The organism is Pseudarthrobacter sp. MOO14, assembly GCF_058267675.1.
Genome location: NZ_CM177849.1, coordinates 3,257,454 through 3,280,215, shown reverse-complemented (window position 1 = coordinate 3,280,215; position 22,762 = coordinate 3,257,454). Strand labels below are relative to the sequence as shown.

At 66.4% G+C, this 22,762-nt stretch carries 22 protein-coding genes; 9 read left to right on the top strand and 13 right to left on the bottom strand.

Features of this window, described 5'->3' with window-relative positions; genetic code table 11:
* The first annotated feature begins 5 nt into the window (after positions 1 to 5).
* On the top strand, positions 6 to 1,652 hold the full coding sequence (locus AC4EEV_RS15310) for a DNA repair helicase XPB (RefSeq protein ID WP_018762145.1): 1,647 nt from the start codon (positions 6 to 8) through the stop codon (positions 1,650 to 1,652).
* A 20-nt stretch (positions 1,653 to 1,672) separates the two neighbouring features.
* Here AC4EEV_RS15310 and AC4EEV_RS15305 read toward each other — a convergent pair whose 3' ends face one another.
* Together AC4EEV_RS15305 and AC4EEV_RS15300 are read right to left on the bottom strand one after the other, a co-directional pair.
* Complete coding sequence (locus tag AC4EEV_RS15305; protein ID WP_109863863.1) at positions 1,673 to 2,542, bottom strand: FHA domain-containing protein; 870 nt, start codon at positions 2,540 to 2,542, stop codon at positions 1,673 to 1,675.
* A gap of 5 nt (positions 2,543 to 2,547) precedes the next feature.
* Positions 2,548 to 2,805 (bottom strand): hypothetical protein, encoded by a 258-nt coding sequence (locus AC4EEV_RS15300; protein ID WP_026264693.1) that lies wholly within the window; start codon positions 2,803 to 2,805, stop codon positions 2,548 to 2,550.
* Between the two features lie 165 nt (positions 2,806 to 2,970).
* Between AC4EEV_RS15300 and AC4EEV_RS15295 the strand changes: the two genes are divergently transcribed.
* The 4 genes from AC4EEV_RS15295 to AC4EEV_RS15280 all read left to right on the top strand — a co-directional run bounded on the left by AC4EEV_RS15295 (position 2,971) and on the right by AC4EEV_RS15280 (position 6,162).
* On the top strand, positions 2,971 to 3,471 hold the full coding sequence (locus AC4EEV_RS15295) for a DUF427 domain-containing protein (protein ID WP_133832526.1): 501 nt from the start codon (positions 2,971 to 2,973) through the stop codon (positions 3,469 to 3,471).
* Positions 3,472 to 3,544: 73 nt separating this feature from the next.
* The gene (locus AC4EEV_RS15290; RefSeq protein WP_018762141.1) at positions 3,545 to 4,255 is read left to right on the top strand and encodes a response regulator transcription factor; all 711 of its coding nucleotides are present in this window, start codon (positions 3,545 to 3,547) and stop codon (positions 4,253 to 4,255) included.
* Positions 4,256 to 4,257: 2 nt separating this feature from the next.
* The gene (locus tag AC4EEV_RS15285; RefSeq protein ID WP_026264691.1) at positions 4,258 to 5,772 is read left to right on the top strand and encodes a sensor histidine kinase; all 1,515 of its coding nucleotides are present in this window, start codon (positions 4,258 to 4,260) and stop codon (positions 5,770 to 5,772) included.
* A gap of 102 nt (positions 5,773 to 5,874) precedes the next feature.
* Positions 5,875 to 6,162: a WXG100 family type VII secretion target gene (locus tag AC4EEV_RS15280; protein ID WP_018762139.1), complete on the top strand. Its 288-nt coding sequence runs from the start codon at positions 5,875 to 5,877 to the stop codon at positions 6,160 to 6,162.
* A 4-nt stretch (positions 6,163 to 6,166) separates the two neighbouring features.
* On the opposite strand, the gene AC4EEV_RS15275 is transcribed toward AC4EEV_RS15280, so the two are convergent.
* Positions 6,167 to 7,282 (bottom strand): ribonuclease HI family protein, encoded by a 1,116-nt coding sequence (locus tag AC4EEV_RS15275; RefSeq protein ID WP_133832527.1) that lies wholly within the window; start codon positions 7,280 to 7,282, stop codon positions 6,167 to 6,169.
* Between the two features lie 273 nt (positions 7,283 to 7,555).
* On the opposite strand from AC4EEV_RS15275, the gene AC4EEV_RS15270 reads away from it, so the two are divergent.
* Positions 7,556 to 8,866 carry an ABC transporter substrate-binding protein gene (locus AC4EEV_RS15270; protein ID WP_491329355.1) on the top strand — a complete coding sequence of 437 codons (1,311 nt, stop codon included), beginning with the start codon at positions 7,556 to 7,558 and terminating at the stop codon, positions 8,864 to 8,866.
* 80 nt (positions 8,867 to 8,946) lie between these two features.
* Here AC4EEV_RS15270 and groL read toward each other — a convergent pair whose 3' ends face one another.
* The 5 genes from groL to AC4EEV_RS15245 all read right to left on the bottom strand — a co-directional run bounded on the left by groL (position 8,947) and on the right by AC4EEV_RS15245 (position 13,512).
* Positions 8,947 to 10,581, bottom strand: coding sequence for a chaperonin GroEL (groL, locus tag AC4EEV_RS15265; RefSeq protein WP_018762136.1), 1,635 nt, complete (start codon positions 10,579 to 10,581; stop codon positions 8,947 to 8,949).
* Positions 10,582 to 10,870: 289 nt separating this feature from the next.
* Complete coding sequence (locus tag AC4EEV_RS15260) at positions 10,871 to 12,133, bottom strand: ABC transporter substrate-binding protein (protein WP_491329354.1); 1,263 nt, start codon at positions 12,131 to 12,133, stop codon at positions 10,871 to 10,873.
* Entirely contained in the window at positions 12,130 to 12,336 is a 207-nt protein-coding gene (locus tag AC4EEV_RS15255; protein WP_123059240.1) for a cold-shock protein, read from the bottom strand. The genes AC4EEV_RS15260 and AC4EEV_RS15255 overlap by 4 nt, the downstream gene beginning before the upstream one ends.
* A gap of 162 nt (positions 12,337 to 12,498) precedes the next feature.
* Positions 12,499 to 13,131 (bottom strand): LytR C-terminal domain-containing protein, encoded by a 633-nt coding sequence (locus AC4EEV_RS15250; RefSeq protein WP_491329353.1) that lies wholly within the window; start codon positions 13,129 to 13,131, stop codon positions 12,499 to 12,501.
* Between the two features lie 51 nt (positions 13,132 to 13,182).
* Complete coding sequence (locus tag AC4EEV_RS15245) at positions 13,183 to 13,512, bottom strand: DUF3263 domain-containing protein (protein WP_018762132.1); 330 nt, start codon at positions 13,510 to 13,512, stop codon at positions 13,183 to 13,185.
* Between the two features lie 129 nt (positions 13,513 to 13,641).
* On the opposite strand from AC4EEV_RS15245, the gene AC4EEV_RS15240 reads away from it, so the two are divergent.
* On the top strand, positions 13,642 to 14,418 hold the full coding sequence (locus tag AC4EEV_RS15240) for a uracil-DNA glycosylase (RefSeq protein WP_491329352.1): 777 nt from the start codon (positions 13,642 to 13,644) through the stop codon (positions 14,416 to 14,418).
* 9 nt (positions 14,419 to 14,427) lie between these two features.
* On the top strand, positions 14,428 to 15,267 hold the full coding sequence (locus tag AC4EEV_RS15235) for a siderophore-interacting protein (protein ID WP_491329351.1): 840 nt from the start codon (positions 14,428 to 14,430) through the stop codon (positions 15,265 to 15,267).
* Here the strand turns inward: AC4EEV_RS15235 and AC4EEV_RS15230 are convergent.
* The 3 genes from AC4EEV_RS15230 to AC4EEV_RS15220 form a co-directional block, all read right to left on the bottom strand.
* Positions 15,264 to 16,751: a threonine/serine exporter family protein gene (locus AC4EEV_RS15230; protein WP_018762129.1), complete on the bottom strand. Its 1,488-nt coding sequence runs from the start codon at positions 16,749 to 16,751 to the stop codon at positions 15,264 to 15,266. The two genes, AC4EEV_RS15235 and AC4EEV_RS15230, sit on opposite strands and share 4 nt — an antisense overlap.
* A 34-nt stretch (positions 16,752 to 16,785) precedes the next feature.
* Positions 16,786 to 18,102, bottom strand: coding sequence for a peptidoglycan bridge formation glycyltransferase FemA/FemB family protein (locus tag AC4EEV_RS15225; RefSeq protein ID WP_491329350.1), 1,317 nt, complete (start codon positions 18,100 to 18,102; stop codon positions 16,786 to 16,788).
* Positions 18,103 to 18,230: 128 nt separating this feature from the next.
* Positions 18,231 to 19,364 carry a lipid II:glycine glycyltransferase FemX gene (locus AC4EEV_RS15220; protein WP_133832532.1) on the bottom strand — a complete coding sequence of 378 codons (1,134 nt, stop codon included), beginning with the start codon at positions 19,362 to 19,364 and terminating at the stop codon, positions 18,231 to 18,233.
* Between the two features lie 121 nt (positions 19,365 to 19,485).
* Between AC4EEV_RS15220 and AC4EEV_RS15215 the strand changes: the two genes are divergently transcribed.
* The gene (locus AC4EEV_RS15215; protein WP_491329349.1) at positions 19,486 to 20,028 is read left to right on the top strand and encodes a TspO/MBR family protein; all 543 of its coding nucleotides are present in this window, start codon (positions 19,486 to 19,488) and stop codon (positions 20,026 to 20,028) included.
* Between the two features lie 37 nt (positions 20,029 to 20,065).
* Here AC4EEV_RS15215 and AC4EEV_RS15210 read toward each other — a convergent pair whose 3' ends face one another.
* Together AC4EEV_RS15210 and gcvT are read right to left on the bottom strand one after the other, a co-directional pair.
* A complete protein-coding gene (locus tag AC4EEV_RS15210) occupies positions 20,066 to 21,505 on the bottom strand; it encodes an L-serine ammonia-lyase (RefSeq protein WP_491329348.1) in 1,440 nt (479 codons plus the stop codon).
* Between the two features lie 70 nt (positions 21,506 to 21,575).
* On the bottom strand, positions 21,576 to 22,724 hold the full coding sequence (gene gcvT / locus AC4EEV_RS15205; RefSeq protein ID WP_133832535.1) for a glycine cleavage system aminomethyltransferase GcvT: 1,149 nt from the start codon (positions 22,722 to 22,724) through the stop codon (positions 21,576 to 21,578).
* Positions 22,725 to 22,762: the final 38 nt, after the last annotated feature.

Sequence of the window (22,762 nt, the reverse complement as noted above, 5' to 3'; positions counted from 1 at the left end):
CCCGCGTGACCGACGGACCCTTGATCGTCCAAAGCGACAAAACCATCCTCCTCGAAGTGGACCACGAGCTGGCCACCGAAGCGCGGCACGCCATCGCGCCCTTCGCCGAACTGGAACGGGCTCCCGAACACATGCACAGCTACCGGCTGACCCCGTTGGGACTGTGGAACGCACGCGCCGCCGGGCTGGATGCGGAAAAGGTACTGGATGCCCTGCTGAAATACTCGCGTTTTCCGGTTCCCCATTCGCTGCTGGTCGACGTCGCGGAAACCATGTCCCGGTACGGCCGGCTGCGCCTGGAGAAAGACCCGCGCCACGGTCTGGTAATGCGGACCGATGACTACCCCGTGCTCGAGGAAGTCATCCGGGCCAAGAAGATCGCGCCGCTGCTGGGGCCTCGGATCGACGGCGAAACCGTGGTGGTGCACGCATCCCAGCGCGGCCAGCTCAAGCAGCTGCTGCTGAAGATCGGCTGGCCGGCCGAGGACCTGGCCGGCTACGTGGACGGAACTCCGCACCTGATTTCGCTCCACGAGGACGGCTGGAAGCTGCGCCCCTACCAACGACTGGCCAGCGAAAACTTTTGGGCGGGCGGCAGCGGGGTGGTGGTATTGCCCTGCGGTGCCGGGAAGACGCTCGTGGGGGCCGCGGCCATGGCCACAGGTTCCACCACCACGCTCATCCTGGTCACCAACACCGTTGCCGCGCGGCAATGGAAGGACGAACTGATCAGGCGCACGTCGCTCACGGAAGAGGAAGTGGGCGAATACTCGGGCGCCATGAAAGAGGTCCGTCCGGTCACCATTGCCACCTACCAGGTGCTCACCACCAAGCGCGGAGGCATCTATCCGCACCTGGAACTGGTGGACGGCCACGACTGGGGGCTGATCATCTACGACGAGGTCCACCTCCTGCCGGCACCGATCTTCAGGATGACGGCCGACCTCCAGGCCCGCCGCCGCCTTGGGCTGACGGCCACCCTGGTCCGGGAGGACGGGCGCGAAGGCGAGGTCTTCAGCCTGATCGGACCCAAGCGGTACGACGCGCCCTGGAAGGACATCGAGGCGCAGGGCTACATCGCGCCGGCGGACTGCGTCGAGGTTCGCGTCGACCTGCCGCAGGACGAGCGGGTTGCCTACGCCATGGCCGATGACGCCGACAAGTACCGGCTGTGCGCCACCTCCGAGTCCAAGACGCAGGTGGTGGAGCAATTGGTGGCACGCCACAGCGGCGAGCAGCTGCTCGTGATCGGGCAGTACATCGACCAGCTGGACGAACTCGGCGAGCGCCTGCAGGCACCGGTGATCAAGGGCGACACCTCCGTGAAGGTGCGCCAGAAGCTCTTTGACGCCTTCCGCGCCGGTGAGCTGCAGACCCTGGTGGTGTCCAAGGTGGCCAACTTCTCGATCGACCTGCCCGAAGCCTCGGTGGCCATCCAGGTATCGGGCTCCTTTGGGTCCCGGCAAGAGGAGGCTCAACGGCTCGGGCGCCTGCTGCGGCCCAAAAAGGACGGCCGGGCTGCCAGGTTCTACTCGCTGGTGGCCCGCGACACCCTGGACCAGGAGTTCGCCGCGAAGCGCCAGCGGTTCCTGGCCGAACAGGGGTATGCCTACCGGATCATGGACGCCAAGGACGTGGAGGCTGCCGGATAGGGTCCGGCAGCCGCACACCGTCAGCTCACGCCGTAGGAGCTGTCGCGTTCCATGGTTCCAGTGCGCGGATCGAACTGCGGACGCTCGTAGGCCAGTTCGCCGCCGCTGCGGCCGCCGTAAGGGCGGCCGTGGTCTGCGAATTCTTCCCGGAAGAACGCAAGGCACCATTGGCCCATCTGCATCCGGGCGCCGGTCCTGAGCAGGGAAGGACCGGAGGTGGCAACGCTTCCGCTGACGGGGCCATGCGGCACCAGGACATACTCATCCTGCTCGTCGTGCCTGATCTCTGCGTGCAGCCCCTCCAAGCCCTCAAGCCTGATATCGGACTCCGGGCTGCTGCCGATCGTGGTGACCTCGCCCGCCAACGCCACTTCACGCGGGATCTGGCCGGTCCAGGTGGTTGCGTCCTGGACAAAGATGAGCCGTGGCCGGCCGCTCCCCCGCGTGTAGTGGGTGGTGGTGATGCGTCGGGGAATACGCCGCCGCACCGTGGGGAGCAGTGGCAACGGCGTCGCCGGCGGAAGAAGGGGAATGCCGTTTGGCCGGCGCCGTCCCTGCCGGAGGAGCGGCAGGAGGGTTCCGAGTTTCCCGAGCTTGATATGCGGGGACCTGGTGACGAGCCGCTGCGATGCAGGACTCTCCACGGCTCCCAGGCTGATGAGGTTGCCCTGCGGACCGGAGATGTGGACACTGATGCCTTTCCTGGCCAGTACCTCGGCCAGGGGCTTCACTTCGTCCAGGGACGGGAGCCCGCCTCCCGACAACGGGGCCAGGTCCGCGAGTGATACCGTCAGCTCCGTGCCGGCGGCCTTGGCGCTTCCCCGGGTGACCGCCCCGGACTCGTCCGAGAAGGAGAAGTCAAGGTCCACATCCAACCGGTACTCAGCCATGTCTGTCAGCCGCGGTTCAGATCGGATCCGGCGGCATCCTTGTCGCTGGTGGTGACCCGCAGGCTGCCGTTGAGCTTCCAGGTGGCCCGCGGCGCGTCAGGACCAATGTCGCGGGGCACCTCGATGGTCATGTCCACGAACTGGTAGTTGATGGCAGCACCCTTGCCGGTGAGATACGACCACATTTCCTCCGCCAGGTCAGCCCAGTCGCGGATGCTGCGGTCCGTGGATGTGGTGTTTTCAGATGCGCTCAGATCAGTCATGATGGTCAATCCCTTCACATGGGTCAGGAGCGATGGAACCCTGGAATCAACACTGTATTCCCGAGCCCCTGACGGCGGAAGAGATCGGGCGCTGAACGTTCTCACCCTGATTTCGGTTCCCGCCGGAGTGTGCCGCACGCCACGGATCCGGGGGACACTGGATGTATGAGCATACGCATCATTCCCGCCGTCCCCGGGCCAGGCCAGGAATCGGTCTGGGACTACCCCCGCCCGCCCCGGATCGAACGCAATACCGAACACATCAGGATCTTCCTGGGCGGTGAACTGATCGCCGACACCACCGAGTCGCTGCGCGTCCTCGAGACCAGCCATCCGCCGGTCTACTACCTGCCGCGGTCGGCGTTCGTGCCTGGCTCGCTGGAACCGGCGGCAGGCAGCAGTTTTTGTGAGTTCAAGGGGTCCGCCGAGTACCTGACCGTGCGCGGCGGCGGGGAGGAAGCCGAGGGGGCCGCCTGGTCCTATCCGGAACCGTCGTCCGGATTCGAGGCCCTGGCAGGCCGGGTGGCCGTCTACGCGGGCAGGATGGATTACTGCGAGGTGGACGGTGAACGCGTGCTTCCGCAGCCAGGCCGCTTTTACGGCGGCTGGATCACCCAGCGGATCGTAGGCCCCTTCAAAGGGGAGCCGGGAACGATGGGCTGGTGAACACAAGCGCACCACCATCATGCTCACAACGAATATCCAGACAACTCCCAGAGACTGGGAGCATGATGGGAGCATGAACAAGAACGGTCCCGAAGCCAGGCTGCTCGTCGTCGATGACGAACCCAACATCCGTGAGCTTCTCTCCACGTCCCTCCGGTTCGCAGGCTTTGAAGTTGTCTCCGCAGCCAACGGGCGCGACGCGCTCGCCGCCGCGGACACCCAGGCGCCTGACCTGGCCGTATTGGACGTCATGCTCCCGGATATGGACGGGTTCACCGTTACCCGCCGCCTGCGCGCCGCCGGAAAGCACTTCCCTGTCCTTTTCCTGACAGCGAAGGACGACACGGAAGACAAGGTGACCGGCCTGACCGTTGGCGGCGACGACTACGTCACCAAGCCGTTCAGCCTCGATGAGGTGGTGGCCAGGATCCGCGCGGTGCTGCGCCGGACCCAGCCCCTGCTGGATGACGACGCGATCATCCGGGTTGACGACCTTGAGCTCGACGACGACGCCCACGAGGTCCGCCGCGGCGGCACGGTCATTGAACTTTCCCCCACCGAGTTCAAGCTGCTGCGCTACCTCATGCTCAACCCCAACCGGGTCCTGTCCAAGTCCCAGATCCTGGACCACGTCTGGGAGTACAACTTCAACGGCGATGCCTCCATCGTGGAGTCCTACATTTCCTACCTCCGGCGGAAGGTGGACATCGATCCCGAAGCCCCGGCCCTGATCCAGACCAAGCGCGGCGTGGGCTATGTGCTGCGGACGGCTGAAAAGCGCTGACCTTGTTGAAGCGGTGGAAGTCGGCCTCGCTCAGATCGCAGCTGGTGGCCATGATCATGGCCCTGCTCATCGTGGCCCTGACGGTCACCGGCGCCGTCACCCTCACGTTGCTGCACAGCTACCTCCAGGGCCAGGTGGACGACAAACTTAACGCCGCCGTCGACTCTGCCCGGCAACAGCGCTCGTTCACGCAGTTGCAGGCGCCCAGCCCCATTCCCACCGACTATTCGCTGATGCTCTTCGCCCCCGGCGAGCAGCCGTACACGTTCGGCGGCGACCCCGACGACCATCCGGACATCTCGTCCATCACTGTCGAGCAGGCCCAGGCCCGGCAACTTGCCCCGTTCCAGGTCCGCGGGACGGACGGGCAAAGCTGGCGCGTGGTGGCGGTGACCGTCCAAAACGGCCAAACAACTGCCGTGGTGGTCATCGGGCTGCCCCTGGCGAGCGTGGACGACGTCCTCAAGCACGCCACCCTGGTGGTCACCGGGGTGGGCCTGCTAACGCTGCTGCTGGCCTCCCTCATCGCGAGCTGGACAGTATCGCGCGCGTTCCGGCCGCTGGCACGGGTGGAGAAGACCGCCGCAGCCATCGCCGCCGGTGACCTCTCCCGCCGCGTTGAGGTGGAGAATCCTGCCACCGAGCTGGGCCGGCTGAGCAGCTCACTGAACGCCATGCTGGCCCACATTGAGACCGCATTTGCGGCCCGGACCGCGTCCGAGGCCAGGATGCGCCGCTTCGCCGCGGACGCCTCCCATGAACTCCGCACACCGCTGGTGACCATCCGCGGTTTCTCCGAGCTTTACCGCCATGGCGCCCTGTCCACGGACGAGGACGTGGCCACCGCGATGGGCCGGATCGAAAGCGAAGCCAAGCGCATGGGTTCCATGGTCGAGGACCTGCTCCTGCTGGCCCGCCTGGACGAGCAGCGGCCGTTGCAGCAAAAGCCCGTGGACCTGCAGCTGATCGCCCACGACGCCGTGGTGGACACCCAGGCCAGCGACCGCTCCAGGACCATCTCGCTGGCCGGCCTCAACGGCGGCCCGGCCACGCCTGCCCCGGTGCTTGGGGACGAGGCCAAGCTGCGCCAAGTGGTGGGCAACCTCGTGGGCAACGCGCTGCGCTACACCCCGGACGGCAGCCCCATCGAACTGGCCGTGGGAGTCCGCAGCACTAACGGTGAGGCCCGTTCCATCATCGAGGTACGGGACCACGGGCCCGGCATTTCGGAAGAGGACGCGGCCAAGGTTTTTGAACGGTTCTACCGTGCCGATACGTCCCGCACCCGGGAGACGGGCGGCAGCGGCCTGGGCCTGGCCATCGTGGCCGCCATCGTGGGTTCGCACGGCGGTTCAGTGCGGGTGGAGAAGACCGACGGCGGCGGGGCCACGCTGGTGGTCAGCCTGCCGCACCGTGACGAAGCACCCGCGGATGACGCAGCGGGTGCGGAGGAAGCGGCGGAGGGCGGCGCCGCCCAGCGTGGCGCGGGCAGCGGCAGCTCGGTTATCCACATATAGAGCTCAGGCCATGACTCCGCCCCGCGCGGCTTCCTAGGCTCGTCTCATCAGCCCGGAACCGCCGGGCCGGAGGCGCCTCCCGCCGTACCGAAAGGCATAGCCATGAGCATCATTTCCGTCGACACCGAGCTACTGCAGCTGAAGTCCGCGAACGTACAGTCAACCGTGGACAGGATCAGCGCTGACGTCCAGGCCATGAAGCGTGGCCTGGACGAGCTGCAAGGCTCGTGGCGCGGTGCGGCGGCCAGCAACTTCCAGGCGCTGGTCACCGAGTGGACCATCACCCAGGGCCGGGTGGAAGCGTCGCTGGCCTCCATCAACGCGGCCCTGGCCTCCGCCGCGGCCACGTATGCCCAGGCCGAGCAGGGCAACGCGCAGCGGTTCAGCTGACAGGTCAGGCTTCCGGGGTTCCTTGATGGAACCGCAGCCGCCACCGTTCGCCGTCGAGGACCCACAACGAGCTTCGCAGTGTGGTGCCGGCGCGGGCAAAGCTCCGATACGTCAGCAGGACAGCACCGGGGCCAATGCGCTCAGCGCCCAGAACCTCGATGTCGGTCCTTTCTCCGGGGTCCTCTTCGAGGGCCATCATCATGGCGTCCCGGGTCCACACCCTTCCCGAGCTGCCGATTTCCATGAAGTCCGGGTGGAGGAGGACTGCTGTCCGGCCAATGTCGCCGCGCACCAGCGGGCCCAGCAGTTCACGTTCGAGTTGCTCCACCAGGGCCTCGGGCGCGACCGCACCGGCCTGCTGCGCTGCCTCCGCATCCTCCTGGGCTTCCGTGTCCAATTCGCTGAACAGGTCAAGCTCGTCATAAGCCGATACCGGCTGGGGCATGGCCCGCTGTTTGCCGTTTCCCGCTGCAGGACCTTTTTGGCCGGCCGCTGCCGGGCGGCTGTCCGCACGGGTTGGGCCTGCCTCCGGGCGGCCGGCGGCGGCCGGGCGGGCGGGCGCAGGGGCGGGGATGTCGAGGGTGGCCGGCTGGAGGCCACTGCCGGCCTGAGGCTGCGCCTCAAAGCTGTGCCCGGAGGCGCCCGGATGGTGCGCCCCCGGAAATCCCGGACCAGACCGGGCGGCCACGCCCTGCTGGTAGGCGGTTGCCGCGGCCCGGGCGCGTTCATCGGCGGCCTCGTTCAGGCTGTGGCCGGCATGGCCCTTGACCCATTCGAAGGTATACGTCCGGCCTGCCAGTTCGCGGTCCAGTTCCTTCAGCAGTTCAACGTTCAGGACCGGCTTCCCGTCAGCTTTGCGCCATCCCTTGCGCTTCCACCCGGGCATCCATTTGGTAATGGAGTTGATGACGTACTGGCTGTCACAGAGGATGCGAAGGTCCTCCCCCGGAAGATGCGCGGTGGCCCGCAGCAGATCCAGGACAGCCATCAGCTCCCCTTGGTTATTGGTGCCGTGGGGCCAGCCGCCGGCCCGCCAACAGTTGTCATCCACGTACCAGGCCCAGCCGGCCGGCCCCGGGTTTCCCAAGGCCGAACCGTCAGCCGCTGCAGTAATCGTCACCGGTCCATCCTGCCAGAAGCCAACGACAATGGGCCGCCGCCGTGGCGGCTCAAAGGCCGCCCGGCGGTACGCCGGACGAAGTGCTGGTCCCGCAAGCGCCGGGGCAGCCGGCCCGAAAAACAGCTCAGAAAACGTTTACCGAAACTCTTGACGCAACCCTTCCGCTCACGAAACAATCGCAGAATCACACTGAGAAAGCGCTTTCCCGCAGAGTCGGGCTCCCGCAACGACGTGGGATCGACCCAGCGGCGACAAAATACGAAAGGAACATCAATGACGAGTCCAGTCTTCAGCCGGCGCAGTTTCCAGCTCGGCGCCGCCGCCTTGGCCTTTTCCTTGCTGGCGACAGGCTGCGGAGCTCCCGGCAGTTCCGGGGACAACGGGCAGGTGACCCTGCGGTTCGCATGGTGGGGCAACGAGTACCTGAACGCACAGACCCAGAAGGTCATCGCCGCGTTTGAAGCATCGCACCCGAATATCAAGATCAAGGCGGAGCCCGGAGAATGGGCCAGCTACTGGGACAAACTGGCCACGAAGACAGCTGCCAATGATGCACCGGACGTCATCCAGATGGACCAGAAGTACATTGCCGAATACGGCGGGCGCGGGGCGCTTATGGACCTGTCGAAGCAAAGCGGCATCGACACCTCGAAGCTGGACAAGGAGGCCTTGGCCTCCGGCCAGTACGGTGGCGCCCAGTATGGTCTCAGCACCGGCCAGAATGCCTACGTCATCATGGCCAACACCAAGGTGTTCGACGCTGCAGGCATTCCGCTGCCGGACGACAGGACGTGGACGTGGAAAGACTTCACGGACACCGCAGCCAAGATCAGCGCCGCTGGTGGCGGGAAGAGCTACGGCGCCGCCTACGGCAGCAACGAAGCAGACCTGATCATCTGGCTGCGCCAGCACGGACAGGACCTGTACACGGGTGACGGCGGGCTCGGTTTCGAGACGGCCACCGCCGCGTCCTTCTGGGCACGGCTCAAGGACCAGCGGGACTCAAAGGCCAGTCCCCCTGCCACCGTCGCCACCGAGGACGCCGGCGCGGGGCTGGAGGAGAGCCTGTTCGGCACCAACCGGGTGGCCATGGCCTGGTGGTGGACCAACCAGCTGGGCTCCCTGGAGTCCACCACGGGCAGCAGCATCAAGATGCTGCGGGCCCCGAGCATCAGCGGCGCATCGGCCGGCAACGGGATGTACTACAAGCCCACCATGTTCTGGTCGGCTTCGTCCCGGTCCAAGCACCCGCAGCAGGCGGCTGAATTCATCGACTACCTCACGAACAGTCCGGAGGCCGGCGGCATCCTGATGACGGACCGCGGTGTGCCCACCAACAGTGCGATCGTCGCGAGCATTACTCCCTCGCTCAAGCCGGCCGACACCACGGTGGTGGGCTTCCTCAAGGACATAGCACCGGACGTCAAGGGCGCCCCGCCGGTCCCGCCGGTGGGTGCGGGAAGCGTCCAGAACGTCATCAAGCGCTACACGGATGAAGTACTGTACGACCGCCTGACACCGCAGGCAGCCGCGGACGCCTTCAAGAAGGAAGTCGAAGGGATGCTGGCTTCCGCCAGGAAGTAGCCTTTGGAACATAAAAATGCGGCCCCCTCCCAAGGAGGGGGCCGCATTTCGTGTCAGCGGGACAGGTCCCGGCAGTGGGCTTAGAAGCCGCCCATGCCGCCCATGCCGCCCATGTCGTCTCCACCGGCGGGAGCAGAAGCCTTCTCGGGCTTGTCTGCCACTACGGCTTCGGTGGTGAGGAACAGGCCGGCGATGGACGCTGCGTTCTGCAGGGCAGAGCGGGTGACCTTGACCGGATCATTCACGCCGGCTGCCAGCAGGTCGACGTACTCGCCGGTGGCTGCGTTCAGGCCGTGGCCTGCGGGCAGGCCGCGGACCTTGTCGACAACCACGCCGGGCTCGAGGCCGGCGTTGAAGGCAATCTGCTTCAGCGGGGCGTCAATGGCAACGCGGACGATGTTGGCGCCCGTTGCTTCGTCGCCGGAGAGCTGCAGGTTGGCAAATGCCTTGGCACCGGCCTGGATGAGGGCAACACCGCCACCGGCGACGATGCCTTCTTCAACCGCAGCCTTGGCGTTGCGGACGGCGTCCTCGATGCGGTGCTTGCGTTCCTTGAGCTCAACCTCGGTGGCGGCACCGGCCTTGATGACTGCAACGCCGCCGGCCAGCTTGGCCAGGCGTTCCTGCAGCTTCTCGCGGTCGTAGTCGGAGTCCGAGTTCTCGATCTCGGCGCGGATCTGGGATACGCGGCCGGCGATCTGGTCGGCGTCGCCTGCACCCTCGACGATGGTGGTCTCGTCCTTGGTGACAACAACCTTGCGGGCCTGGCCCAGCAGTTCGAGGCCTGCGGTCTCGAGCTTAAGGCCGACTTCCTCGGAGATGACCTGGCCGCCGGTGAGGACGGCGATGTCTGCCAGCTGTGCCTTGCGGCGGTCGCCGAAGCCCGGGGCCTTGACGGCAACGGACTTGAAGGTGCCACGGATCTTGTTGACGATCAGGGTGGCCAGGGCCTCGCCCTCGATGTCTTCGGCGATGATCAGCAGCGGCTTGTTGGACTGCATGACCTTTTCGAGGACAGCAACCAGTTCCTTGACGTTGGAGATCTTGGAGTTGACGATCAGGATGTACGGATCCTCGAGGACCGTTTCCTGGCGCTCGGCGTCGGTGACGAAGTAGGCGGAGATGTAGCCCTTGTCGAAGCGCATGCCTTCGGTGAGTTCAAGCTCCAGGCCGAAGGTGTTGGACTCCTCGACCGTGATGACGCCTTCCTTGCCGACCTTGTCCAGGGCTTCGGCGATGAGGGCACCAATTTCGTCGTCACCGGCGGAGATGGAGGCGGTGGCCGCGATCTCTTCCTTGGTTTCGATTTCCTTGGCGGAGGCCAGGAGTTCGCGGGTGACGGCTTCAACGGCCTTCTCGATGCCGCGCTTGAGGGACAGCGGGTCGGCTCCGGCGGCAACGTTGCGCAGGCCTTCCTTGACCAGCGCCTGGGCCAGCACCGTCGCAGTCGTGGTACCGTCGCCGGCGACGTCGTCCGTCTTCTTGGCAACTTCCTTGACCAGCTCTGCGCCGATCTTCTCGTAGGGGTCGTCCAGCTCGATCTCCTTGGCGATGGAAACACCATCGTTGGTGATCGTGGGGGCGCCCCACTTCTTTTCGAGGACGACGTTGCGTCCACGCGGGCCGAGGGTGACCTTAACGGCGTCGGCGAGGGTGTTCAGGCCACGCTCAAGGCCGCGGCGTGCCTCTTCATCAAATGCAATGATCTTGGCCATAACGGCAGTAGTCCTTTCGGGACAGTCGTTAAGAATGAACCTTCGCTGCAGTGCCCGCGACGGACGATCCTTCGACAGCGGCCTCTGTATGCCTCCGCCTGGGGATCTCACTGAAGTGAGGTGTTTCTTTCGCTCTTCGACCGGTGCCTTGCGCGGCCGGCCGGAACCGGGCGTTGCTTAGCAGTCGGTACGTCAGAGTGCTAACTCCATAATTAGCACTCCCCCGGTGAGAGTGCAAGCGAAAAGACACCGGAGGGGCTGCTGGCGGCGGTCGCTTCGCCGAGGGCGATCAGCCCTGATGTCCGGCTGTCTCCCGGCCGCTCGGAGTGGGCAGGTTGTCCGGCCCGTATGTAAAGACGGAGAAGGACGCCACGGTGATATCCCCGTTCGCGTCGAAGGCAATGGGGCCCGACTCGCCGTCGTAATTGATGTCCGGGCCGGCAGCCAAACCGCCCAGGCACGCCTTGTAGGTCACGCACGGCGCAGCGGCCGTTCCGGCGCCTGGTGCCGCTGTTCCGCCCGATACCGGGATCAGGTTGGCGGCGATCGAGCGGCCGGCGTCGTCCTGCGCGCGGGCCGCTGCCAGCGCGGCCAGGGTCACGGCGTCGTAGGTCTCGGCAGCGTAGGAGACGTCCTTCAGCGACGGGTCCACCGCCAGGAGTTTTTGCTGGAAGGCGGCGGAAGGCAGCTGTCCCGGTACCACCGCGCGGGCGCCATCCAAGACCTTGGAACCGAGGCCTGAGCCGTAGCGGGCGAAAGCGCCGTCGCTCATGACGATGCGTGAACCGCCAACGCCGGTACCGTTCAGCGCGGCCAGTGCGCCTTGGGCGCCCTCACGGGCTATCAGGACGACGGCGTCCGGCTTGGCTTTGGCGATGGAGCTTGCCGCCGCGGCGTCCCCGGTCGTGAAGCCGGCACCGGGAAGGACGGTAAGCCCGGACTGCTTTGCCGCTTCCGTGACGGCGGCCTGCAGGTCCTTGCCGTAGGTGCCTTCCTGGTACAGCACGCTGACGGTGGCAGCCCCGGCGTCCTTGGCGAGTTTGGCCAACACAGGCCCTTGCGCGACGTCGGCCGCCGCGGTGCGGAAGTAGTAGCCGCCGCTGGCCATTCCGGTCAGGCCGGCAGCGGTGTTGGCCGGGGAGATGAGCGGTATGTGCGCGCGGGACAGGACGCCTACGGCTGCCTCCGCATGGCTGGAGTCGGTGGGTCCGATGACCACGTCCGCCTTGGCGGCGAGCAGGGCTTTTGCCTGCCCGGCGGTGTCCTGTTCCAGGTGTGCGGGCAGCAGTTCGACGGGACGGCCCTTGTGTCCCCCGGCTGCGTTGATGTCCTGGACGGCCAGCTTGGCGGCGGCGAGCTGTGGCTGGTTCAGGAAAGCGTTGCCGCCGGTGTTGTCCAGGACCAGGCCCACCCGGAGGACGCCGTCGCCGGATGCCTCGGCGGATTCCACCCGGGCGTTTCCGCCTGTCCCGGAGCAGGCTGTGGCGCCGAGAACGGCTGCCAGGGAAACGGCCAGGGCAGTGCGGACGGCGGGACGGTGCTTCGGCTTCACTCGGCGGGCCGGACGTTTTCCGCCTGCGGGCCCTTGTCGCCCTCGCCGACCTCCAGCTGCACCCGTTGTCCTTCCTCAAGGGCCCGGTAGCCTTCGCCCCGGATCGCAGACCAATGGACAAAGATGTCATCACTGGAGCCGTCAACGGTGATGAAGCCGTAGCCTTTTTCAGCGTTGAACCATTTGACGGTTCCCAGTGCCATGGTGACCAACTCTTTTCCGTTGCGGCCGGGTGGGCCGGTGCTGTTGCGTGCAGCCCCGCGGGCCGTGGCCTGGAATCACTCTAGCCAAAGGCCGCCACGGGCCGCAGGCTGCGGCAGGCCCCGGGCCGGGAACGTTATGCAGGCGTAACTGAGGCCGGCCGGTTACCGGTACCCGGGGCCCAGGACCACCACGAGCGGCACCTGGAACTCGGTGCTGCTGACGACCGTGGGGATGTTCAACAGTGCGGCGAGCTCCTGGGCACTGGCCAGTTGCTGGGGACCGGCGTAGTAGATCACGGAGGATTTCTGCGGTGCGCCGGACCAGTTGCCTACCTGTCCGAGCTTCCAGCCGTCAGCCTGGACTGTTCCGCCAATGCGGCTGGCCAGCCCGGCGGTACCGGCCGCGTTGTAGACGGCCACTGCCTGCGTCCGGTCGACGACGGCCTGCTGGGTGGCCGACTGCGTCGGCTCCGGGCTGCCGCTTGGGGACGGCCCGGCGGTGGCCGAAGGTTCTGAAGCGGCCGGGGGCGTGGGTGCCTGCGTGGTGGACGGGGTGGATCCGGTACCCGCCAACGCGGTGGATTCCACACTGGCAGAGTCCTCGGTTGCCGTGGCGTTGAACCCCAGCTTGGGGAGGATCAGGAAAGACACCAGCCCGATCGCCAGCGCCGCGACGCCCACGGCGAGGATGGGCCACAGCCGCACCCGGGACGGGGCCGAGGCCGTCCGGTGGACACCTTGTCGCGACGCGGCCTCGGGGACCTTGTCGAATTCATCGCGGGCGTATTTGGTCATGGTGGAAGGACATCCTTGTTGATTGCTGCCAGGGTCCCGGCCTGGGGCGTGCTAAGCGTCGGATCCCAGGCGGCGGGCGGTGCGTGCACGGTGGCGCGACGTACGTAGTCTACGCAATCTCTTGACCAGCATGGGATCGTGGGCCAGGGCATCCTCGCGGTCGATCAGGGCATTGAGGAGCTGGTAGTAATGGGTTGCGGAGAGGTCGAACAGCTCCCGGATGGCCTGTTCCTTGGCCCCCGCGTACTTCCACCACTGCCGCTCCAGCGCCAGCATCTGCTGTTCGCGCTCGGTGAGGGAGGAGTCACGGAGCAGAAAATCCGCCAGCAGGGAATTCCGTGGATCCTGCTCCGGCAGGTGTTCCCGGGCCGGTTCCGCCACGGCACACTCCTTCGCTGGTTACGGTAGATGTCTTACCCCCATGCTAGCGGGCGAATCACAGGAGTGTCATTCGGCCCGGCCGTCGACGCACGTTCCCGACCGGCGGGCTCCTGCTGCAAGAATGGACCGATGTTTGAATCGGATGCGTTGTTCGACCTGCAGCAGGACCCGGCGGACGCCACCAGCTTCAGCGACCTGGCCAAGCTGCCCCTGGCGGAGCTCATGGCGCCTGACTGGGCGGCGGCGCTGCAGGGCGTCGAAGCGAAGCTGCGGTCGGTGCTGGACTTCCTTGCCGGCGAAGAGGCGGCCGGGCACCAGGTCCTCCCGCCGCCGTCGAACGTCCTGCGCGCGTTCCGCCAGCCGCTCGCCGGCGTGAAAGTCCTCATTGTGGGGCAGGACCCCTACCCCACGCCGGGGCACGCCGTCGGCCTTTCCTTCTCCGTGGACGCGCGCACGCGCCCGCTCCCCCGCAGCCTGGCGAACATCTACCGTGAACTCGAATCCGACCTGGGCATTTCCCCTCGCGTCCACGGCGACCTGTCCGCCTGGGCGGATCAGGGAGTCCTGCTCCTGAACCGGGTGCTCACCGTCCGGGCGGGGTCCGCCGGCTCCCACCGCGGCAAGGGCTGGGAGGACATTACGACGGCGGCAGTCACGGCAGTGGCCGGACGTCGGGCCGCGGACGGGTCCAGGACGCCCCTGGTAGCCGTCTTGTGGGGCAAGGAGGCGGAGGGGGTAAGGCCCCTCCTTGCCGGTGCGCCCGTCTTCGCCAGCGCGCACCCCAGTCCGTTGTCCGCCTCGCGCGGCTTCTTTGGTTCCCGGCCATTCAGCCGTGTGAACGAGCTGCTGCGGGAACAGGGTGCGCCGGACGTAACCTGGGAGCTCCCGCCGGTGCCCCTGGCTTAGGCTTGCCTGATGAGCACTGTCCCCACCGCCACCAGCGCTACGAAAAACAACCGCCCCCAGGTCAACCTGACGGTACTGCGCAAAGAGCAGTTGTCCCCGCACATGGTCCGGGTCATCGCAGGTGGGGACGGATTCAGGGACTTCGTCAACAACGCATTCGTGGACCGTTATGTAAAGATCGTGTTCCCACAGCCCGGCGTGGACTATCCCTCCCCCCTGGATCTGTGGACGGTCCGGGAAACCATGCCGCGCGAGCAGTGGCCGTATACCCGCACCTACACGCTCCGCTGGGTGGATCCCGGGGCCAAGGAGCTCGCCATCGACTTCGTGGTCCATGGCGACGAAGGCCTGGCCGGTCCGTGGGCGGCCAACGCCCGGCCCGGCGAGACGCTCACCTTTACCGGCCCGGGCGGTGCGTACAACCCCAATCCCGAGGCTGACTGGTATCTGTTCGCCGGTGATGAGGCCGCCCTGCCGGCCATTGCCGCGTCCATCGAGGCACTTCCTCCCACCGCAGTGGGGCTGGCCTTCCTGGAAGTCGGGGCCGAGGCCGACATCCAGCCCCTGAACGCTCCGGCCGGACTCGAGGTCCGGTGGCTGGTCCGCGGCGAAGTCCCGGCGGGCTCGAGCACGTTGCTGGTGGATGCCGTGGCGGGCGCGGAGTGGCCTGCCGGCACCGTGGATGTCTTTGCCCACGGCGAGCGGGGCTACATGAAGTCCCTGCGCGAGGTCTTCTTCAAGCAGCGCGGCCTGGAGCGGCGCCAGGTGTCATTGTCCGGGTACTGGGCGCAGGGCCGCGTGGAAGACGTGTTCCAGGCAGAGAAGAAGTTGCCGGTAGGGCAAATCTAGCGCCGCCGGGCGCGGCGGCGCTCGTTGCTCGCCAGGCTGCGGGTCAGGGGCCTGGCCAGCACGTCGCCCAGGACGATCCCGCCGGCTGTTCCCAGCACGATGGCGCCGGCGCTGAGCATGCCGCCCGCGCCGTTCAGGATTTCCGATTCCTCGACCGTGAGCACATACATGGACCGGAAGATGGTGAGCCCTGGCAGCAGGATCAGCGCCGCGGGCACAGCCACCACCAGCTGCGGCGCGCCCATCCGCAGTGCCACCACACGTGCCAGGAGGCCGATGACAACGGCCGCCAGCGCCGGGGCGAAGCGGTCCCCGATCCCCAGCAGGCCGCCGCCCAGCAGCACCAGGTAGCCTGCCACGCCCACTCCCGCCGTTGGCAGCAGGAGCTGCCAGGTGGTCTGCTCGGTGATGCCGATGGCCATCACCGCAGCGGCCACGAACAGGATAAGGACCCACAGATCGTAGGCGGGTGGGAAGGTCTGCGTGACGTCGATCCGCTGCAGCCCTGTCAGCTCCCCCACCACGAAGGCCACGGCAATGCCGGCCACGATCGCACCGAAGGTCAGCAGGGTTGACAGGAACCGGCCCGCGGCGGTGACCGGGAAGCCGTTGATGGCGTCCTGTACGGACGAGACCAGCCGTCCGGTGGGCAGCAGCAGCAGGATGCCGCCCACCACCACGATCGACGGTGACGCGGTGAGGCCGAACTGCCAGAGCAGCAAGGCAAGGATGGTGACGACGAACGAGCAGCTGGCCGTGGTGAAGAAGTCCGGGACCCGCCAGCGGCCCAGTTGCCGGGCCAGCAGGCTGATCCCGATGTTGGCTACGAACGCGATGGCCGAGGACACCACGCCGCCGCCCAGCACACCGACGAACACGGCGGCGAAGACACCGAATGCGGCGGTGACCATCCAGCGCGGATACGGTTTGGGACTGGTGATGGCCTCGTTGAGCCTGCGGATGGCTTCCTCGCGGCCCACGCCGCCAGCCACGATGTCCGTGACCAGCTGGTGGACTTTGGCCAGGCCGGCGTAGTTGTTGGTCCAGGACCGCACCACGCGCAGCAGGGCGATGGGCGTCTGGTCCTTGGGGGCGTAATTGATGCCCACGGACTGGTTGGTGATGTCCACCTCGATGTTCTTCAGGCCCAGGGCGGCCGTAACGGCGATGATGCTGGTCTCCACCTCCAGGGCGCCCGCCCCATAGCGGAACATGGTCTCTGCCAGGTGGAGCGCGAAGTCCAGGGTCTTGCGGGCCGATGTGTCCACACCGCCCACCTGGATGGTGGGGTTGGCGTAGGGGCTGCCCGCCAGGCGGTCCACGATGCTCAAGGGGGCGGTGGGCGGGTTCTCGCCCTGCACCAGGCGCCGCAGCATCCTCCGGGCGGCTGCGTCCTGCCGCATCTGGGCAGGGGTCAGCGGCTCAGTCTTGGGCAGGCCGTCAGTCTTCGGCCTGGACCCTGGCCGTTCGTGCCGGTCGGTCATGCCCGGTTCCTCCCTCTGCGCGGCGTGTGGACGGTCAGGCTGCGCGCTTCAGTGGCAGCTTGCCAAGCAGGGTACGGGCAGCGGCGGCGGCTGATCTGGCCAGCCGGTTGGCATGGAAGACCGCGGGCCGTACGGGCATGGTGAAGTCGCCCACCAGCTGGACCACTTCGCCGCCGAATCCCTTCTTGAATTCGTAGCCGCCGTGCCCCTCCTCGTCCTGTCCGGAGATGCCGAACGTGCCGTAGAAGTTGTACCGCGGGTATTCCTTCTCCAGGGCGTGCAGCATCATGCCCCAGTACAGTGAGGTGGCGCCGTTGAAGTAGATGTAGTCCTGGACGGTGCCGCCGATCACGCACACCACCTCATCGCCGTAGCAGACGAAGTGGATGGCTGCCACGGTGGCGGTCCCGACCGAATCCGGGAACCTCTCGATGTCCTTGAGGCTCCGCTCGTAGCTGTCCACGAGGTCCTGGACCACTTTGAGCCGGTTGGCTTTCTTCTTGCTGCCCGTTTCTTCCACTTCACGCCGGAGCTCCGCGGCGGTGGCAGACTCAGCTGCCAGGCGCTCGGTGATGGATTTCCGGTACGCGGGGATGTCGATCTTGGCCATCATGAGCTTGGTGAATTCCGCCGAGGTGGTCCTGAGCAGGTGCTCGTAGTAGGCGCGCTCGCGGTAGGTGAATCCCTTTTCGTCCCCGGCCCGGCTCAACGCCCCGTAGAAGTCGTCCAGGGTTTCCAGCGTGGCCTGTTCCAGGAAGACGCCGTTCTTTTCGGCCTTGCGGATGGCCTTCCGGGTCCGGTAACTGGTGCCCATGATGAGTTCTTCGGCGTCCTGGATTCCGACGAGGCTCTTGATGAACATCCAGTTCACGTTGACGAAGTTCATATCCAGGCCCTGGTGCCGGAACCCGAGCCGCTCCAGGTCCGCCACGAGCGGACGGTTGTCCTCGACGTCCGGGTGCTCGGCGCCGTCGGCGTCCCGTGCGATGTACCTGATGTTCGGGGAGATCCGCAGTTCAGCGGCTTTGCGGCCGGCGGCGTGCTTGCGGAGGAGTTCGACGACGCCACTCACCAGGTTGCGGTCCTCGTAGTCCATGAGGGGGCCCTTGGCGCATTCGCAGATGGTGTAGCCAAGCCTGGTGGTCGAGTAGTTGAGCTTGCCGGCGGCGACGAGTTCGCCGCCGCGCCGGACGCCGAAGAGTTCCACCTGCTGGCCCCGGGCGCGCTGGAAACGGGCAAAGTCGATGGACTGCAGGAAGCTGTTTTGCGGGTGCTTTACGGCGAAGGCCTCAAACTCGGCGTCGCTGAGCGTGGCATATTCAAGTCCGGTAGCGGCGGAAACAGGATTCAAGGGGTGACCTTCTTCGGGACTCTTCGCGGCCTGGTGGGCACGCGCTGGGCGGACGGTGTTCGGGGCGGGCTGCACGGGACGTACGGTCCGGCCGTGGGCTGCGGTGGATGCATCCCACGGGATGCCGGTCAGTAGAACTGCTGGCCGGTCCGGGCGGTTTCAATCCGGCGGAGCACCTTTTCGCCGCCACTGGTCCAGAGCTTGTGGCGCAGCGGGGAAAGGACGTAGTCGTAGCAGCCCACAAAGTCGGTGACGGTCTTGGTGAAGCTGGTCTTGAACATTCCCATCCCGTACAGGTTGTGGGTTTTGTCCTTGATCCGGGCCGCAGGCGGGGTGCCGCAAAAGTCGTATTCGGTGCAGCCGAGTTCCTGCATGCGGCGGATGGCTTCCCACTGCACCAAATGCGAGTCGCCGTACTGCTTGCGGTTTTGGGTGGACCCGCCGTCCTTGTAGGTTGCCTTGGCACCGTAGTTGATCACGAAGGCTCCGACGCTGGGCCTTCCATCCTCATAGACGAAGAAGAAGTTGCCTTGGCCACGGTTGCAGAATTCGTCCCAGAACTTGGCGTAGTAGTCGTAGCTGCGCAGGGGCATGGAGCCCTTGGCGTTGACGGTGTCTGCCATCAGGTCGTAGAGGGCGCGGTAGGTTTCCGGGCCTTGTTCCTGCCGTACCACCTGGCAGCCTTCGCGTTCGGCGCGCCGGATGGCGTTCCGGGCGCGCGAGGAGATCGCTTTGAACACGTCCTCGCTGCTGCCGGAAATGTCCAGCAGCGCGGTGGAGTCGTTGGACTGGATATTGGGGGCTTTGACAAGGCCCGCGGCCTGGATGTCCCGGTGCGCCTCGGCGGTGTCGATGATGTCCGGTTCCACCTTGATGGTAAAGACGTTCAGTTTCCGGCTGCGGGCAAAGGCCGCGCAGGCTTCGAGGGCGGCTTTCAGGTCCGCGGCGGCGGCAACGTCAGGGCCTTTGATGAGATACCAGAGCCGACCCAGGACCGGAAATGACTTTTCCAGGACCAGGTTGTAACTGGAGTTTCCCGGGGCTTCCAGGACAAGGAAGCGGACTTTCCAGCCGGACCCGTTCTTGACCGATGCGTAGGCGGCGGACTGCAGCATGTTGCCGCCGTTGGGGTTGGCCGTGACGTGCTTGTCCCAGTTCTCAATTTCCTCGGCTGTGGCAAAACGTGCGGTGAATTCTCGCAAGGGGGCCGTGTCCAATCGGGTTTGTGCGCGGTTTCGGTGGGTCTGGATGCGTGCGGACATGCAGCATCAAGTCTAAAGCCTCAGCCGCTGGAGCCTTTCTCCCGGCGATGCCTGGCATGGCGCCGACCGTCCACGGGGCGGCGCCTTGACGGGGCTGCCCCGGGTCCGCAAGGGTTGGAGGATGAGGCCGGACCGGGACCAGAGCAGCACTTCCGCGGAGCGCGGACGGCCCTATGGCGCCGGGATCCAAATCGCCGGGCTCGCCGCCTTCCTGGTGGCGTCCTTGCTGGTGGCGGCGCTGGGCGGATTGGCGTCGGCCAGCAACGTCAACGGCTGGTATGCAACGGCGGACAAGGCGCCATGGTCTCCGCCCAACGGCGTGTTTGGCCCGGTGTGGGGAATCCTCTACACGGCGATGGCTGTTGCCGGCTGGCTGGTGTGGCGCAAACGGACGGAGCGGACCCGGAGCGCCCTCACCGCCTACGGGATCCAGTTGCTCCTTAACCTTGCCTGGACCCCTGCGTTCTTTGCCCTCTACCCCGTTTTTGGAACCGTTGCACTGTGGTTTGGGCTTGGCATCATCCTGGCGCTCATTGCCGCCGTCGGAGTCACCGTTCTCTATTTTGGTCCCATCAGCCGGACCGCCGGGTTACTCCTGCTGCCGTACATTTCCTGGCTGGTGTTTGCCGCCTCCTTGAACTGGTGGGCCGCCGCCTACAACTAGGGAGTGGGCGCCGGGTTCCGGGAAGAGGCGCCTGCGGTCAGCATTCGACGACGTTGACGGCGAGGCCGCCCATGGCGGTTTCCTTGTATTTGTGGGACATGTCCTTGCCGGTTTCGCGCATGGTGATGATGACTTCGTCCAGGGAGACCCGGTGGGTCCCGTCGCCCCAGAGCGCCATTTTCGCGGCGTTGATCGCTTTCGCGGCAGCGATCGCGTTCCGTTCGATGCAGGGCACCTGCACCAGCCCGCCGATCGGGTCGCAGGTCAGGCCCAGGTTGTGTTCCATTGCGATCTCAGCGGCGTTCTCCACCTGCGCCGGGGTGCCCCCCATGACCTCGGCCAGGCCAGCGGCGGCCATCGAGGACGCGGACCCCACCTCGCCCTGGCAGCCGACCTCGGCCCCGGAAATCGAGGCTTGTTCCTTGTAAAGGACTCCCACGGCGGCGGCGGCGAGCAGGAATTTGACCACGACGTCATCGCGGTCAGCGCCGGTGGCTTTGTCCATGCCGGGAGCGAAGTGCAGGGCGTAGAACAACACCGCAGGGATGATCCCGGCTGCCCCGTTCGTCGGGGCGGTGACCACCCGGCCGCCGGACGCGTTTTCCTCGTTCACGGCCAACGCCACCAAGTTAACCCACTCCTGCCAATACCGGGGATCGAACGGGCCCGCGTCCCACGCGGCGTCCTGGTCCGTGTCCTGCCCGTCGGCGCATTCCTTCTTCAACCGCTCAAACCAGTCAGGGGCGCGGCGGCGGACCTTCAAGCCGCCCGGCAACACCCCCTCACGCTTCAACGAGGCCGCCACGCAGGCTTCCATCACGGACCAGATGTGCAGCAACCCGGCCCGGATCTCCTCCTCCCCGCGGGAGGCTTTTTCGTTCACCAGCATCACATCAGCGATTCCCAGCCCGGTCGCTGCGCAGTGCTCCAGCAGTTCCGCGGCGGTCCGGAACGGCAGCGGAAGCTCCTTCTTGGACTCCTCCAGTTCCTGCCGGGCCGCGTCTTCCTCACCCTCCCGGACGATGAACCCGCCACCGACCGAGAAGAAGGTCGCGGTATGCACCACGGCACCGTCAGCGTCCGTGACGGTGAACGTCATCCCGTTCGTGTGCCGCGGCAGGACGGTTAACGGCCGCAACACCATGTCCTTCACCCCATAGGGCAGCGGGACGGCGCCGGCGAGGTTCAAGGTCCCGGTCCCGGCAATGCCGGCCAGCCGCTCCTCCACCTCCGCCGGGAGGATCAACTCCGGATGAAACCCCTCCAAGCCCAGCAGGATCGCGGTCATCGTCCCGTGCCCATGACCGGTGGCCGCCAACGAGCCATACAAATCCACCCGCAACGACGCCACGTGAGCCAGCACCCCCGAGGCCTTGAGTTCCTCCGCAAAAACGGCAGCAGCCCGCATCGGCCCCACAGTATGAGACGACGAAGGCCCGATCCCGATCGAAAACAGATCAAAAACGCCAACAGCCATGCGATTGGTTCCTAACTAAAACGGGTGGTGGGGCGGGGTTTCGACAAGCGAAACTCCCGGCTGTCCGGCGCTATTTTTGGCGCTTGTAGAACGGGAGGCCGACGACTTCGAAGGGTTCGGCCTTACCGCGAAGGTCGACTTCGAGGGAAGTTCCCGGCGCCGAATGCTCCACGTCGACGTAGGCCATGGCGATGGGGTAGCCCAGAGTGGGCGAAGGCTGGCCGGAGGTGACCTCACCGACGGTGGCGCCGTCTTTCAGGACCGGGTAGTGCGCGCGGCCGGCCCGGCGTCCCCGGCCCTTGAGCCCCACGAGGCGGCGGCCGGAGGTGCTGCCTGCACCGGCTTCCTTCTTGGCTGCCAGCGCGGCCTTCCCGACAAAGTCGCCTTCCTTGGACAGCGCGACGACGGCGCCCAGGCCGGCGGCGAACGGGTCGCCGTCCAGCGAGAGTTCGTTGCCGTAGAGCGGCATTCCCGCTTCGAGGCGGAGGGAGTCGCGGGACGCGAGCCCTGCGGGGGTGAGCTGGCCCTCGTCGGCAATGGCGATCAGCGCCTGCCAGAGGCCCGGGGCGTCCCCGTTGTCCACGAAGATCTCGAAGCCGTCCTCGCCGGTGTACCCGGTCCGGGCCAGCAGCAGGTCCAGGCCCGCACCGCCCACCAGGAAGGGGACCTCGACGGCGGCGTAGTACTTCAGCCCTGTCACCAGGGAATGCCGGGCTGCCGGAACCAGCCGCAGCAGGATCGATTCTGCTGCCGGGCCTTGGACGGCGATCAGTGACGTGCGGGCTGAGGCGTCCTCCACCTTCACGTCGAACCGGGCGGCACGTTCCTGCAATGCTGCCGCGACGGTGTCTGCGTTTCCTGCGTTGGGGACCACCAGGAAGACGTCGGTGCCGTCCGGCGCTGCCGGCCGGCGGTAGGTGATGAGGTCGTCGATGATGCCGCCATCGGCGTTGCAGATCAGCGAGTACTTTGCCTTGCCCACGGCCATGGCGGAGATCTTGCCCGCCAGGGCGTAGTCCAGGAACGCGGCGGCCTCGGGGCCGGTCACCCAGACTTCTCCCATGTGGGAGAGGTCGAACAGCCCGGCGGCCTTGCGGACCGCGTGGTGTTCGGCCAGTTCGGAGCTGTACTTCAGCGGCATCTGCCAGCCGCCAAAGTCCGTGAAGGAGGCGCCGAGCTTTTTATGCTCGTCGTAGAGCGCGGTGTACTTCTCAGTCATTGAAAGTCCTTTGGGAGCGGTGGTTGAGCTGGTCGAAA

Bases quoted from the DNA above. Each gene is read 5' to 3' on its own strand.
- AC4EEV_RS15305 (WP_109863863.1), bottom strand. From the start codon at position 2,542: ATGGCTGAGTACCGGTTGGATGTGGACCTTGACTTCTCCTTCTCGGAC.
- AC4EEV_RS15300 (WP_026264693.1), bottom strand. From the start codon at position 2,805: ATGACTGATCTGAGCGCATCTGAAAACACCACATCCACGGACCGCAGC.
- AC4EEV_RS15295 (WP_133832526.1), top strand. From the start codon at position 2,971: ATGAGCATACGCATCATTCCCGCCGTCCCCGGGCCAGGCCAGGAATCG.
- AC4EEV_RS15290 (WP_018762141.1), top strand. From the start codon at position 3,545: ATGAACAAGAACGGTCCCGAAGCCAGGCTGCTCGTCGTCGATGACGAA.
- AC4EEV_RS15280 (WP_018762139.1), top strand. From the start codon at position 5,875: ATGAGCATCATTTCCGTCGACACCGAGCTACTGCAGCTGAAGTCCGCG.
- AC4EEV_RS15270 (WP_491329355.1), top strand. From the start codon at position 7,556: ATGACGAGTCCAGTCTTCAGCCGGCGCAGTTTCCAGCTCGGCGCCGCC.
- groL (WP_018762136.1), bottom strand. From the start codon at position 10,581: ATGGCCAAGATCATTGCATTTGATGAAGAGGCACGCCGCGGCCTTGAG.
- AC4EEV_RS15255 (WP_123059240.1), bottom strand. From the start codon at position 12,336: ATGGCACTGGGAACCGTCAAATGGTTCAACGCTGAAAAAGGCTACGGC.
- AC4EEV_RS15250 (WP_491329353.1), bottom strand. From the start codon at position 13,131: ATGACCAAATACGCCCGCGATGAATTCGACAAGGTCCCCGAGGCCGCG.
- AC4EEV_RS15240 (WP_491329352.1), top strand. From the start codon at position 13,642: ATGTTTGAATCGGATGCGTTGTTCGACCTGCAGCAGGACCCGGCGGAC.
- AC4EEV_RS15235 (WP_491329351.1), top strand. From the start codon at position 14,428: ATGAGCACTGTCCCCACCGCCACCAGCGCTACGAAAAACAACCGCCCC.
- AC4EEV_RS15230 (WP_018762129.1), bottom strand. From the start codon at position 16,751: ATGACCGACCGGCACGAACGGCCAGGGTCCAGGCCGAAGACTGACGGC.
- AC4EEV_RS15220 (WP_133832532.1), bottom strand. From the start codon at position 19,364: ATGTCCGCACGCATCCAGACCCACCGAAACCGCGCACAAACCCGATTG.
- AC4EEV_RS15215 (WP_491329349.1), top strand. From the start codon at position 19,486: ATGAGGCCGGACCGGGACCAGAGCAGCACTTCCGCGGAGCGCGGACGG.
- AC4EEV_RS15210 (WP_491329348.1), bottom strand. From the start codon at position 21,505: ATGGCTGTTGGCGTTTTTGATCTGTTTTCGATCGGGATCGGGCCTTCG.
- gcvT (WP_133832535.1), bottom strand. From the start codon at position 22,724: ATGACTGAGAAGTACACCGCGCTCTACGACGAGCATAAAAAGCTCGGC.